This is a genomic window from Qipengyuania mesophila (assembly GCF_019711655.1).
Taxonomy (GTDB): Bacteria; Pseudomonadota; Alphaproteobacteria; order Sphingomonadales; family Sphingomonadaceae; genus Qipengyuania; species Qipengyuania mesophila.
This window is the reverse complement of sequence record NZ_JAIGNU010000001.1, coordinates 1,701,544-1,714,442: the sequence shown is the minus strand read 5'-3', so window position 1 is coordinate 1,714,442 and position 12,899 is coordinate 1,701,544. Positions and strand designations below refer to the sequence as shown.

Here is a 12,899-nt window from a genome sequence, read left to right as displayed (position 1 = left end):
AAAATGAAACTGGGTCACATCGCCTGCGCGCTGGGCAAGCACAAGGTCGATCGCGAGAACGTGAAGCGCGCCGGCGGGCAGAAATTCGGACGCTGCCGCAATTGCCGCACGCCTATGGAAGAAGTCGAACCGCACCTATGGGCCGCGATGCGGGTCAAGGACGCAGGGCTCGGCCGCCGCGCCATCCACTAAAGGACGGCGTCACCCCGCGCCGGTCAGCTGGACGAAGACGTCCTCGAGGTCGGCCTCGCGCGTGGTGACGTCCTCGATCGCATAGCCGTGGCTCTGGACCAGCGCGAGCACCTGCCCCGCGCTGGTGCGATCGCGGTCGTAGGTGATCTCGAGCCGTCGCGGCTCCACCACCTCGGCCCGGGTGAAGGCCTCTTCCATGATCGGACCGCCGAGGTCCTTGTCGACCGTGACGGCGACGATCTTCTCGCGCGCCATGCCGACCAGCTCGCGCGTCGGCTTGTCGGCGATCAGCTCGCCGTGGTTGATGATCGCGATGCGGTCGCACAATTGCTCGGCTTCCTCGAGATAATGCGTCGTCAGCACCACGGTCACGCCCTGACCGTTGAGCTCGGTGACGAGCTCCCACAGCTGGCGGCGCAGTTCGACGTCGACCCCGGCGGTGGGCTCGTCGAGCACGAGGATCGGCGGCGAGTGCACCATCGCCTTGGCGATCAGCAGGCGGCGCTTCATCCCGCCCGACAGCGTGCGCGCATAGGCATCCTTCTTGTCCCACAGATGCACCGCGCGCAGCAGTTCCTCGCTGCGGCGTTCGGACCTGGGGATGCCGTAGAAGCCGGCCTGGTTCTCGAGCACCTCGAAGGGCGTGAAGAAAGGATCGAAGACGATTTCCTGCGGGACGATGCCGATCGATCGCTTGGCGTTGCGCGGGTTCTCGCCGATGTCGAAGCCCCAGATCTCGGCGCTGCCGCCGGTCTTGTTGACCAGCCCGGCGAGGATGTTGATCAGCGTCGACTTGCCCGCGCCATTGGGGCCGAGCAGGCCGAATATGCCGCCCTGCGGGACATCGAAGCTCACCCCCTTCAATGCCAGCTTGGGCGGTTCGCCGGGTCCCGGCGGGGCGTATTCCTTGACGAGATTGTCGATGCGAATGGCTGGGGGCGTGGTCATGCGCAGTGACCTAGGGACGCTGCCGTGGCGCGACAAGCGGCGAATGCTTGCGCCCGCGCACGGCACATATTATCGGACCACTCCCATGAGCCTGCCTCCTCCCGAAATCTCCAAGGTCACCACGCGGCGTGTGTGGTGCGACGGCGCGACCGACATCCGCAGCGGCGAAAACTACAAGCCGATCGCACTCGGCCATCCCAAGGTCTATCTCGAGATCGACGAGCACGGTTATGTCGACTGCGGCTATTGCGACCGGCGCTTCGTGCTCGAGGGCGGCCCGGCCGATGGCGTCGACCAGTCGCAGCTGATGGATATTTCCGAAGGCGCCGACCCGGGGCATCGCTGACCCCTCGCCTTCGCTCGCTTCGCTCCCTACATGGGTAGCATGACGCCAGCGACCGATCCGCACGCCCTGCTCTACAGCCAGCTCGACCCCGAGGAGGCCAAGGCGCTCACCGCACGCCTGCTCGCCCCTTGCGACGATGGCGAGCTCTATCTCCAGTTCATGGCCACCGAGAGCTTCGCCTTCGACGACGGACGGTTGAAGACCGCCGATTATTCTCGCGATTCGGGCTTCGGCCTGCGCGGCGTCTCGGGCGAAACGACCGGCTTCGCCCATGCCAACGAGATCAGCGCCAAGGCGATCGCGCGCGCGGGCGAGACGCTGCAGCTGCTCGATGCGACCACATCGCCCCATGCCGCCCCGCCCGAGCGCACCAACCGCCACCTCTACACCGATGTCAGCCCGCTCGACCTCGTGCCCTTCGCCGAGAAGGTCGCGCTGCTCGAGAAGATCGATGCCGTGGCGCGCGCCAAGGACCCGCGCGTCGCACAGGTCAGCGCCAGCCTCGCCGGAAGCTGGAGCGCGATCGACATCATCCGTGCCGACGGCTTCGCCGCGCGCGACATCCGCCCGCTGGTACGGCTCAACGTCAGCATCGTCGCCGAGGCCAACGGGCGCCGAGAGACCGGCAGCTTCGGTTTCGGCGGGCGCTATCTCTACGACGATCTGTTCGACGAGGGCCGCTGGATGCATGCGGTGGACGAGGCGGTGCGCCAGGCGCTGGTCAATCTCGAGAGCGTCGAGGCGCCCGCGGGCGAAAAGACCGTGCTGCTGGGCCCGGGCTGGCCCGGCGTGCTGCTCCACGAGGCGGTCGGTCACGGGCTGGAGGGCGATTTCAACCGCAAGGGCACCAGCGCCTTTTCGGGCCGGATCGGCGAACGCGTCGCCGCGCCGGGCGTCACCGTGGTCGACAATGGCAGCATCGCCAATCGCCGCGGTTCGCTGAGCATCGACGACGAGGGTACGCCCACGCGCGAAACCGTGCTGATCGAGGACGGTATCCTCAGGGGCTACATGCAGGACCGGCTCAACGCGCGACTGATGGGGGTCGAGGCGACCGGCAACGGCCGCCGTCAGTCCTACGAGCACGCGCCCATGCCGCGCATGACCAACACCTTCATGCGCGGCGGGAACGACGATCCCGAGGAACTGCTCAGCCGCGTCGAGGACGGCATCTACGCCACCAGCTTCGGCGGTGGGCAGGTCGATATCGTCAGCGGCAAGTTCGTCTTCGCCTGCACCGAGGCCTACAAGGTCGAGAAGGGCAAGGTGGTCGCCCCGATCAAGGGCGCGACGCTGATCGGCGACGGGCCGACCGTGCTCACCAAGGTGCGCGGCATCGGCAACGACATGGCGCTCGACGAGGGCGTCGGCATGTGCGGCAAGGGCGGGCAGAGCGTGCCCGCGGGCGTCGGCCAGCCGACGCTGCTGGTCGATGGCATCACCGTGGGCGGCACCGCCTGAGCGAGGCCCGCTCGCTCATCACAGGTTCAGCGAGTGTGACATAGTATCCGTGCATCGACTGGGGAGAATCGCCATGCTCAAACCGCTTGCCTTCACCGCCACCGCACTCGGGCTGCTGGCGATGCCGCTCCGCGCCGAGGAGCCCACGCAGATGACCCGCGGCGAAGCAGAACTCGCCAAGCTCCTCGAAGGCCGCGTGGCGGGCGAACCGCAGCGCTGCATCAATACCTTCGGCACGCGGACCATCCACCAGATCGACGGCACCGCGCTGACCTATCGCGACGGCGACACGGTGTGGGTCAACTACACCCGCAACCCCGACAGCATCGACGACAGCGATGTCATGGTGATCCGGCGCTTCAGCGCGACCTCGCTGTGCCGCACCGACCAGATCGAGATGATCGAACGCACCGGCGGCTTCCTGACCGGCGTGCTCTTCCTCGACGATTTCGTGCCCTATACTAAAGTCGACGCCGAGGGCTGAGCCTTCGCCCCTTTCGCAGGGGTAGCCAAGCCGTCATGCTATGCGCATAGCATTCTCCCCGAGAGGAGAGACCGCATGCCGGCACCGCAGACCCCCGTAGATTCGCCCTTCGGCTATCGCTCGACCGCCCGCGAGGTCGTCGAGGGAGTCGACCTGGCGGGCAAGACCATCGTCGTGACCGGCGGCTATTCGGGCATCGGGACAGAAACCGTCCGCGCCCTCGCCGGAGCCGGCGCACGGGTTATCGTCGGCGCGCGGCGCCCCGATCAGGCGCACGACGTGCTCGACGGCATGGACGGCGACATCACGATCCTGCCGCTCGACCTCTCCGACCCGGCCTCGATCGACGGTTTTGCCGAAGCGGTCGCGGGCGCGACCGACGCGATAGACATCCTCGTCAACAATGCCGCGATCATGGCGAGCCCGCTCGCCCGCGATGCGCGCGGCTACGAGATGCAGTTCGCCACCAACCACCTCGGGCATTTCCAACTGACCGCGCGGCTGTGGCCGCTGCTGGTCGCGAAGAGCGGTGCGCGCGTGGTGGCGCTCTCCTCGATCGGCCACCGCCTCCACGGGCTCGATCTGGACGATCCGAATTTCGAGAAGCGCGACTACGACAAATGGCTCGCCTACGGGCAGGCGAAGTCGGCCAATGCGCTGTTCGCGCTCCAGCTCGACACGCTTGGCGAGGCGAAGGGCGTGCGCGCCTTCGCGGTCCACCCCGGCGGCATCGCCACCCCGCTCCAGCGCCACCTGACGATGGAGGAGCAGAAAGCGATGGGCTGGTACGACGAGGAGGGCAATGTCCACGAAGCCTTCAAGTCGACCGAAGAAGGCGCGGCGACCAGCGTCTGGTGCGCCACCTCGCCGCTGCTCGAGGGCAAGGGCGGGGTCTATTGCGAGGATTGCGACATCGCGGTTGCCGCTGATCCCGAAAACCCGCGCGCGGGCGGCTACTGGCCGCACATCCGCGACGAGGAGCTGGCCGAAATGCTCTGGGCCAAGTCCGAGGAAATGACGGGCATCGCCTTCCCCGGCTAGCCCTGCGTGCGCCGCGTGACCGCGCGGCCGAGGAACACGCCTAGCACCGCGAAGGCCGGGAGCATCAGCCCCGGATCGGGCAGCACGAAGCCGAGCGCCGTGCTTGCCGCGCGCGCAACGGCGGTGAGCCCGAGCATGGTCGCGACCCCGACGACCAGCAGGCCGAAGCCGTTGGCGAGCGGACCGTTGGCCGCATCGCCCAGCAGCGCCTCGTCGTTCATGGCGGCGAGCAGGAACAGCGCGACGAGCGGCAGCAGCGCGCCGTTGAAGGTCTGCGCCGCGAGAATCGCGGGGGTCGGCTTGATATCGGCGAGACCGAAGCCGAGGCCGATCAGCAGCACCGCGCCCCAGACCGCGCGGAACCGCCAGGCACCGGCCTGCCAGCGTTGGTCCTCGGCCGAAGCGAACAATCCGCGCGCGGTCAGCGCCGCGGCCAGCGGAGCGGTCACCGCAGAGGAAATGCCGGCCGCCAGCAGGCCGACGCCAAAGCCGGTCCGCGCCCAGCCGCCCAGCCGTTCGGCGAGCGTGTCGCCCAGCGCCTCGAAGGAAAACTCGCCCGCGAGCGCGGTACCGACGACGAGGATGGCGGCGGTGATCAACACGCCGATCCCGACCGAGATCGCGAGGCCGAAGCGCATTTCGCCTAACCCCTGCCCACGCGCGAGCGCCGCGCCGAGGAAGAAATTATAGGGCACCACCGTGGTCCCCACCAGCGCGAGCACGCCGAGCAGCGCGGCGGGATCGTCGGCGAAGCCGGGTGTCGGCACCAGCCCGGCGACGAGCGGTCCGACGGCAGGCGCGAGCGAGATCGCCACCGCGAGGAAGCCCGCGCCCATCAGGCCGACGAACACCGCCATCAGCCGCGCGACGCCCTGCGGCGATCCCGCGAGCAACAGAAGCGCGGCGGCGAACGCCAGGATCAGTGTCACCGCGGGTTTGGGCAGGTCGATCGCCAGCATCGCTCCGGCCGCCCCGCCGAGGATGTTCCCCGCCTCATAAGCCGCGCAGCCGAGCAGGATCGCCCCGCCGACCAGCAGCAGCGTGGCGAGCCTTGCGAAGCCAACGGGATAGCGGCGGCGCAGCACGCTCGCGAGATCGTCGCCGGTCCCTATCGCCAGCCGGCCGGCGAATTCCTGAAGCGTGAAGGTGGCGATGCCGGAGAAGAGGATGGCCCAGAGCAGCGCCGGGCCCACGCCGGCGCCCGCGCTGGCTGCGGCGGTGACCGTCCCCGGTCCGATGAAGGCGGCCGCGATTGCGGACCACAGCAGGATCGAGCCGATGCGTTTCATTGGCCGCCCTTGTGGCGCAAGCGCGTGGCCGCTGCAATCACGCGCGGCGACGGCCGGTTTCGCACAGCGCCTGCGCCGGGCACTCGGGACATTCGGGCGCGGATGGGCGGCACCAGGTCCGGCCGAGCTGCTTCATCAGCAGGTGGTGCTCGTCATAGTCGGCGCCCGACCATTCGGGCGGCATGGCGGGCATGATCGCCGTGAAGGCGCGGTCGGTATTCGCCTTGGGCGGCACCAGCCCCATGCGCTGGAGGATGCGCCGGTGATGCCCGTCGAGCACCACCGCGCGGCGGTCCAGAGTGCTCGCATTCATCACCCCGGCGGCGATCTTGCGACCCACTCCGGGCAGCTGTTCGAGCCACTCCATCGCCTCCAGCGTCTCCATCCTCTCGAGATGCGACAGGTCCACGCTGCCGCGCCGCTCGATCAGGTCCGTCAGACAGGCCTTGAGGCGCTCGCCGGCGACATTGGGATAGGTCTGCGTCGCCAGCTCGGCCTGCAGTTCGTCGAGCGGGGCCTCGGCCACGCTTTCCCAGCTGCCCCAGCGCTCGAGCAGCCGATCGGTCGCGAGGTTGGAGATTTCCGACCTGGTCTGCGCCCCGATCACGCCCTGGACTAGCGCCCATTCGGGCTGCCGCCACGCGTCGGCGGCGCGCTCGATCCGCCCGAACCGCTGGACCAGCAGCGCCTGGAGGCGGCGGAGCGTCTCGGTGCGCGGATCGGGGCCCAGAAGCAATTCCATCCGGCGGCTATCGCGCGCCTTCACCCGCGCGACAACCGCCGATGGCGATCTTCCTATCCGTCGGTATTGGTCAGCTGCCCGCGGATCGCACCGTTGGGATATTCGGCCGTGTGGAGGTTGACGTAGAAGCCGGCGTAATTGTTCTCGATCCAGTCTTCGCTCCATTCACCGGCATCGGTGCAGCCCTTCCAGCCGCCTTCGTTGGCCTTGCTGAGCGTGACCACCGGCGGGCCGTTGGTGCCGGCAGCACCCTTGTGGATATGCGCCGCAGTGATCGGACCGATGCCGCGAACGTCGTTGATGTCCCAGCAGATCTGGTCGAGTTCGTCGCTGACGGTTATCTCGGCCTTGCTCGACCCGTCGGGATCGCCTCCGCCGACCTCCTGCGCCCCGGTGAGCGAGGCGTAATAGGTCTCGGCAACCTCCTCGGCGATGCCTTCCTCGATCGTGGCGCATCCCGCCAGCGCGAAGGACACAGCCGCGGTCGCGGCACACAGATATGCGGTTTTCATGATCTCTCTCCTCGGTTCGTATGCAATCCCCACCGATGGGGAACGAACGAAGGGTGGGAACGACATGTTCCCGCAGGCACGCCAGAGCCTAGTGGCCGCGCGCGAAACGATCGACGAAATCGCAGACCCCATCGATTGTCGCCGGAGCCGAAGATGCAGGCGGGATCACTCCCACTCGATCGTGCCCGGAGGCTTGCTCGTATAATCGTAGACCACGCGGTTGATGCCCTGCACCTCGTTGATGATGCGCGTGGCGACGCGGCTCAGGAAGGTGGCGTCGAAGGGGTAGATGTCGGCGGTCATGCCGTCGGTGCTGGTCACCGCGCGGAGGCCGCAGACGCTGTCGTAGGTACGTCCGTCGCCCATCACGCCGACGGTCTTGACCGGCAGCAGCACGGCGAAGGCCTGCCAGATCGCGTCGTAGAGACCGGCGTTGCGGATTTCCTCGAGATAGATCGCGTCGGCCTTGCGCAGGATATCGCAGCGCTCCTTGGTCACTTCCCCCGGGATACGGATGGCGAGGCCGGGGCCGGGGAAGGGATGGCGGCCGACGAAGATCTCGGGCAGGCCGAGTTCGCGGCCGAGTTCGCGGACCTCGTCCTTGAACAGTTCGCGCAAGGGCTCGACCAGCTTCATGTTCATCCGCTCGGGCAGGCCGCCGACATTGTGGTGGCTCTTGATCGTGACGCTCGGCCCTCCGGTGAAGCTGACGCTTTCGATGACGTCGGGATAAAGCGTGCCCTGCGCGAGGAAATCGGCGCCGCCGATCTTCTTGGCCTCGGCCTCGAACAGATCGATGAAGGCGCCGCCGATGAACTTGCGCTTCTTTTCGGGATCGGTCTGGCCCGCGAGACCGCCGAGGAACATTTCTTCCGCGTTCACATGGACCAGTGGAATGTTGTAATGGTCGCGGAACAGCGTGACGACCTGTTCGGCCTCGTTCATCCGCATCAGCCCGTGGTCGACGAAGACGCAGGTCAGCTGATCGCCGATCGCCTCGTGGATCAGCACCGCGGCGACCGCGCTGTCGACACCGCCGGACAGGCCGCAGATGACCTTGCCGTCGCCGACCTGCGCGCGAATTTCCTCGATCTTGGTCTTGCGGAATTCGGCCATGGTCCAGTCGCCCGCGAGCCCGCAGACATGGCGCACGAAATTGGCGAGCAGCTTGCCGCCGTCGGGCGTGTGGACCACTTCCGGGTGGAACTGCGTGCCGTAATACCGGCGCGCGTCGTCGGCGATCAGCGCGAAGGGCGCGCCGGGACTGGTGGCGACGATGCGGAAGCCATCGGCGAGCTGCGTGACCTTGTCGCCATGGCTCATCCACACCTGGTGCGTTTCGCCCGGCTGCCAGAGGCCGTCGAACAGCACGCATTCCTCGGAGACTTCGCAATAGGCACGGCCGAATTCGCCGCCCTCGCCGGTCTCGTGACCCGGGCGAACCTCGCCGCCGAGCTGCTGCGTCATGACCTGCTGGCCGTAGCAGATGCCGAGGATCGGCACGCCGCTGTCGAAGATCACGTCGGGTGCGCGCGGGGATCCTTCGTCGGGGACGCTGGCCGGACCGCCCGAGAGGATTACCCCCTTGGGCTTGAGCCGGTGGAAGGCCTCTTCCGCCTGGGTGAAAGGGGCGATTTCCGAGTACACGCCGGCTTCGCGCACGCGACGCGCGATGAGCTGGGTGACCTGGCTGCCGAAATCGACGATGAGGATGGAATCGGGGAGGTGCTCTGGCTGCATGGGGTCCGTTAAGGGCAGGCTGCACCCGCTGTCCAGCATTGCCGATTGCCAGCGCGCGATTGTCCCCATAGGCCATGGCGATGAGCGAGGCGCCCGCCATGACCGACAGGCATCGCCGCCGCGCGATGGGTTTCCTCTTCGCGGTGGTGCTGGTCGACATGATCGGCTTCGGCATCGTCATGCCGGTGCTGCCGCAGCTGATCATGCATCTGGGCGAGATCGCGGTCGACAAGGCGGCGCTGTGGGCGGGGTGGCTCGGCGCTGGCTATGCGGCGATGCAGTTCGTCTTCGCGCCGATCCTCGGCAACCTCTCGGACCGCTACGGCCGGCGTCCGGTGCTGCTCGCCTCGCTGCTCGGCTTCGGTCTCGACTATATCGTGATGGGATTCGCGCCCTCGATCTGGTGGCTGGTCGTGGGGCGCGCCTTCGCCGGAATGACCGGGGCGAGCTATTCGGCGGCCTATGCCTATCTCGCCGACATCACCCCACCCGAAAAGCGCGCGCAGAGCTTCGGCACGATCGGGATGGCCTTCGGCTTCGGCTTCATCCTTGGCCCGGCGATCGGCGGGCTGCTGGGCGAGTGGGGGCCGCGCATTCCCTTCTACGCGGCGGGCGGCCTGGCGCTGGTGAATTTCGTCTTCGGGCTCTTCTTTCTCGAAGAGAGCCTGCCGCGGGAGCGGCGGCGCCCCTTCCGGCTCGCGCGCGCCAATGCCTTTTCCGCGCTGAAGGCACTGTCGGGCCAGAGCCCGACGGTGCTGTGGTTCGTCGCTGCGCTGGCGCTGTGGCAGCTGGCGCATCTCGTCTATCCCTCGGTCTGGGCCTATTTCGCGATCGCTGCCTATGGCTGGAGCGAATGGAAGATCGGCCTTTCGCTGATGATGGTCGGCGTCGCCAGCGCGCTGGTGCAGGGCTTCGGCCTGCGGTTGTTGATCCCGCGGCTGGGCGAACGCGGCGCGGTGACGCTGGGCGTGGCCTCGGTCTGCGCCGCGGCGGCGATCTACGCCACGGCGACTTCCGACTGGATCGTCTTCGTGGGAATCCTCGTCGGCGGGCTGCAGGGGCTGGTCATGCCGTCGATCAACGCGCTCAACTCGCAAGCGGTCGACGCGTCGAGCCAGGGCGAGCTGCAAGGCGCGACGCAGGCGGTCGGGAGCCTCGCCGCGATCGTCGGGCCGCCGTTCTACACGGTGCTCTTCGCGCGTTTCACCGGAACCGACGCGATTGTGCACTTCCCTGCAATTCCCCTGGTGACGTCGGCACTTATTGCCGTAGTCATGCTCGGAATCTTCAGCTTCACGGCGAGAAAGCTGCGCCCGGCATAGTTGCGCGAAACGCAACACCTTTCGATTTTTTCTCACTTTAGTTCACAGCGGTGGAATATTATTACCGCCCTCACAGCCGGACGGAGACCCCTGACCCTCCCGTCCCGGACGAGTTACAGAAGCTCCGGCCCCCCAAGCAGCCGGGTTTCTGGCCTTCCTCGCCACTGCGGTCGGCCCCTGGCCCACCGGCACCGGCGAGGCGATATGGCAGCGAGTAGAGACGCGGCCGCCGACATTCCTCTCCCTCCCCCCAAGAAGTCGGTGCCGCGTCTCGAAACGCCTCGCCTATTTCTTCATCGCAATCGACCAGCGGCCGTTGTTGATATCGGCCTTGCCGTCGTCGGTCAGCTTGAAGTTCGTACCTTCGGTCACGTAGAATCGCAGTTCGTCATGCTGTGCTCGCGACAGGAAGGTGACCGTCGCAAAATCGCCGCTGTCGTCGACCGTATAGGTCACATCCGACTGCGCGAAGACCGAGGGATCGCTGAAATCGTAGACTCGCCCGGTACCGCGCCCGAAACCGTCTTCGCCCGGTTTGAGATCGAAACTCACGCCGATCTGCTGGCCGTTCTGCGAGTAGACCGACCCCCTGCGCTTGAGCGGCTGGGTCGCTTTCCAGCTTCCTGCGAAGCCGCGCCGCGCCGCAGCCAGCCGCTCGGCCGCCTTCTTTTCGGCATCGGCGGCTTCGCGTTTCTCGTCCTCGATAGCCTGTTTTTCCTCGGCCGAGCCTTCGACGATGTAATCGGTGAAGCTCGACAGCGGGCGCCCCTTGCGATTGCGAACCTGCAGCTTTTCGATGCGCACGTTCCAGTCGTCTTCCCCGATCGGTTCGGCACGCGTGAACAGCACCGCCGGATATTCGGTGCCCTTCTCCGCCACGACCTTGACCACCGGACGATCGCCGATCCGGTCGACCATTTCGGCGAAATCTTCCTCGAGCACCAGGTCGAGATTGGCACGCGTGCGATAGACCGGCTCGATCTCGTCGCCGACATTCTGCGCGGCGACGATTTCGATGTCTTCGGCATCGATCCCCTCGTCCAGTTCCATTTCGAGAAATCCGGAAATGTCCCCCTCGTCCGGCCCCTCGAACGACTTGCCACAGGCAGATAATGCCAGGGTCGTCACGGCAGCCACAAGCACACGGCTATACTTCATTCTTGCCCCCACGGATTGTTGAAAGAGTGCGACCCTTTCGCTGACCCGACGGGTTTACTTATTAGCAAAATAGATTGAGGTGCAACCCCCGGGGGATTTAACTTATTCGGGCAGTCCGCGACGCACGGCTTCTTCGCGCAAGTCGGTCTTCAGCAGCTTGCCGATATGGCTGCGCGGCATCTCGTCGACCGCGTGGAGTTGCGCGAGCCGCTGGGTCTTGCCTAGCCGCGCATTGACTGCGGCGCGGATTTCCTCGCAGTCGCGGCTCCCCGCCCTCAGCGTCACGAAGCCGACCGGGGTCTCCCCCCAGCGTTCGCTGGGCACGCCGATAACCGCCGCCTCGATCACCTCGTCCTCCTTGACGAGCTCGTCCTCGAGATCGACCGGGAAGATGTTGAAGCCGCCAGAGATGATCATGTCCTTGGCGCGCCCGACGAGCTCGACGAACCCCTCGGCATCGACCCGGCCGATATCGCCCATGCGCTGCCACACCTCGCCGCTCTCCGGATCGGTCCAGTAGCCTTCCTGCGTCTTCGCGGGCTGGTTCTTGTAGCCCATCATCATCGTTTGGCTGCGCCCGATCAGATTGCCCGCCTCGCCCGGCGCCACGGGCCGGTCGTTGTCGTCGAGCACTTTCAGCTCGCTCCCTGGAGCGGGCCGCCCGACGGTGTGGAGCTTGTCGGGGAACTTGTGCGCCTCGAGCAGGCAGACCACCCCGCCCTCTGTCATCGAGTAGATCTCGATTAGCGCGCCGGGCATGCGGTCGAGCACCTCGCGCTTCAAATCCGCCGGGAAGGGCGCCGAGGTGCAGTATTTGATCTGCAGCGCGGACAGGTCGAATTCGTCGAAACGCGGCTCCTGCATCAACCGGCGATATTGCACCGGGACGAGCATGGTCACTGTGGTCCGGTCCGCCTGCGCGAACTCCAGCCAACGAAGCACGTCGAACTTGCGCATCACCCGCACCGTCCCGCCCGCGAGCAGCGGCGGGAGGAAGGCGACCATGGTGGTATTCGAATAGAGCGGGGTCGAGGCGAGCGTGCGCACCGGCAGGCCGTTCTCGAGCCAGCTGGAGGCGGTCGCCGCGAATTGCCGCCAGCGCATCTGGTGCGAATGGACGATGCCCTTGGGCACGCCGGTGGTCCCGCTCGAATAGATGATGTTGAAGGGATCGCCCGGCTGCGGATCGAAGGCCGGCGCCTGCGTACCTTCGGCGGCCATCCATCCCTCGAGCTCCTCGTCGAGCACGATGCGCGTCATTCCGGGGAAACAGTCTTCGCCCAGCTCGGCGAGCTTGGCGCGGTCGACGAAGATGTGGCTGGCACCCGAATCGCTGGCCATTCCCGCCAGCTGTTCGGGACTGGCGCTGGTGGTCAGCGGCGCGGCCACGCCGCCCGCGCGCACCGCCGCGAGGAACACCAGCGCATAGGGGATCGACGAATAGCCGAGGATCGCGACCGACTGGCCGCGCGCGAGCCCGTCTTCGACCAGCCGAGCGGCGATCCGCTCGACGCGGTCGCCGAGCTCCGCCCAGCTGATCTCGCCATCGTCGTCGCGCATTGCGGGGCGATCACCCAGCTCTGCAGCGTTGGCGGCGAGGATTTGCGGAAAATTGCCGAAAGGCTCGGCCAGCGCGGCGGTGGTCTGTGTCTCTCCCATGGGCG

At 66.9% G+C, this 12,899-nt stretch carries 13 protein-coding genes; 6 read left to right on the top strand and 7 right to left on the bottom strand.

All coding sequences use genetic code 11. The annotated features are described in order from the left end of the window. The first annotated feature begins 3 nt into the window (after positions 1–3). Positions 4–192: a hypothetical protein gene (locus K3181_RS08585; RefSeq protein WP_221602576.1), complete on the top strand. Its 189-nt coding sequence runs from the start codon at positions 4–6 to the stop codon at positions 190–192. Positions 193–201: 9 nt separating this feature from the next. On the opposite strand, the gene K3181_RS08580 is transcribed toward K3181_RS08585, so the two are convergent. Beyond that, a complete protein-coding gene (locus tag K3181_RS08580; protein WP_221602575.1) occupies positions 202–1,140 on the bottom strand; it encodes an ABC transporter ATP-binding protein in 939 nt (312 codons plus the stop codon). Between the two features lie 85 nt (positions 1,141–1,225). Between K3181_RS08580 and K3181_RS08575 the strand changes: the two genes are divergently transcribed. The 4 genes from K3181_RS08575 to K3181_RS08560 all read left to right on the top strand — a co-directional run bounded on the left by K3181_RS08575 (position 1,226) and on the right by K3181_RS08560 (position 4,472). Further along, the gene (locus K3181_RS08575) at positions 1,226–1,486 is read left to right on the top strand and encodes a zinc-finger domain-containing protein (RefSeq protein WP_221602574.1); all 261 of its coding nucleotides are present in this window, start codon (positions 1,226–1,228) and stop codon (positions 1,484–1,486) included. A gap of 39 nt (positions 1,487–1,525) precedes the next feature. Then, positions 1,526–2,947 (top strand): metalloprotease TldD, encoded by a 1,422-nt coding sequence (gene tldD / locus K3181_RS08570; RefSeq protein WP_221602573.1) that lies wholly within the window; start codon positions 1,526–1,528, stop codon positions 2,945–2,947. Between the two features lie 73 nt (positions 2,948–3,020). Then, the gene (locus K3181_RS08565) at positions 3,021–3,431 is read left to right on the top strand and encodes a hypothetical protein (RefSeq protein WP_221602572.1); all 411 of its coding nucleotides are present in this window, start codon (positions 3,021–3,023) and stop codon (positions 3,429–3,431) included. A gap of 75 nt (positions 3,432–3,506) precedes the next feature. Then, positions 3,507–4,472 carry an oxidoreductase gene (locus K3181_RS08560; RefSeq protein ID WP_221602571.1) on the top strand — a complete coding sequence of 322 codons (966 nt, stop codon included), beginning with the start codon at positions 3,507–3,509 and terminating at the stop codon, positions 4,470–4,472. On the opposite strand, the gene K3181_RS08555 is transcribed toward K3181_RS08560, so the two are convergent. The 4 genes from K3181_RS08555 to guaA all read right to left on the bottom strand — a co-directional run bounded on the left by K3181_RS08555 (position 4,469) and on the right by guaA (position 8,755). After that, complete coding sequence (locus K3181_RS08555; protein WP_221602570.1) at positions 4,469–5,761, bottom strand: NRAMP family divalent metal transporter; 1,293 nt, start codon at positions 5,759–5,761, stop codon at positions 4,469–4,471. The two genes, K3181_RS08560 and K3181_RS08555, sit on opposite strands and share 4 nt — an antisense overlap. A gap of 37 nt (positions 5,762–5,798) precedes the next feature. Next, complete coding sequence (locus K3181_RS08550; protein WP_221602569.1) at positions 5,799–6,503, bottom strand: endonuclease III domain-containing protein; 705 nt, start codon at positions 6,501–6,503, stop codon at positions 5,799–5,801. A 53-nt stretch (positions 6,504–6,556) separates the two neighbouring features. Further along, on the bottom strand, positions 6,557–7,015 hold the full coding sequence (locus K3181_RS08545; RefSeq protein WP_221602568.1) for a CHRD domain-containing protein: 459 nt from the start codon (positions 7,013–7,015) through the stop codon (positions 6,557–6,559). Between the two features lie 165 nt (positions 7,016–7,180). After that, entirely contained in the window at positions 7,181–8,755 is a 1,575-nt protein-coding gene (gene guaA, locus K3181_RS08540; RefSeq protein WP_221602567.1) for a glutamine-hydrolyzing GMP synthase, read from the bottom strand. 80 nt (positions 8,756–8,835) lie between these two features. Here guaA and K3181_RS08535 point away from each other — a divergent pair, with 80 nt between their 5' ends. After that, positions 8,836–10,077, top strand: coding sequence for a TCR/Tet family MFS transporter (locus K3181_RS08535; protein ID WP_221602566.1), 1,242 nt, complete (start codon positions 8,836–8,838; stop codon positions 10,075–10,077). 285 nt (positions 10,078–10,362) lie between these two features. Here the strand turns inward: K3181_RS08535 and K3181_RS08530 are convergent, their stop codons facing one another. After that, positions 10,363–11,235, bottom strand: coding sequence for a hypothetical protein (locus K3181_RS08530; protein WP_221602565.1), 873 nt, complete (start codon positions 11,233–11,235; stop codon positions 10,363–10,365). A 102-nt stretch (positions 11,236–11,337) separates the two neighbouring features. Then, positions 11,338–12,894, bottom strand: coding sequence for a class I adenylate-forming enzyme family protein (locus K3181_RS08525; RefSeq protein WP_221602564.1), 1,557 nt, complete (start codon positions 12,892–12,894; stop codon positions 11,338–11,340). Positions 12,895–12,899: the final 5 nt, after the last annotated feature.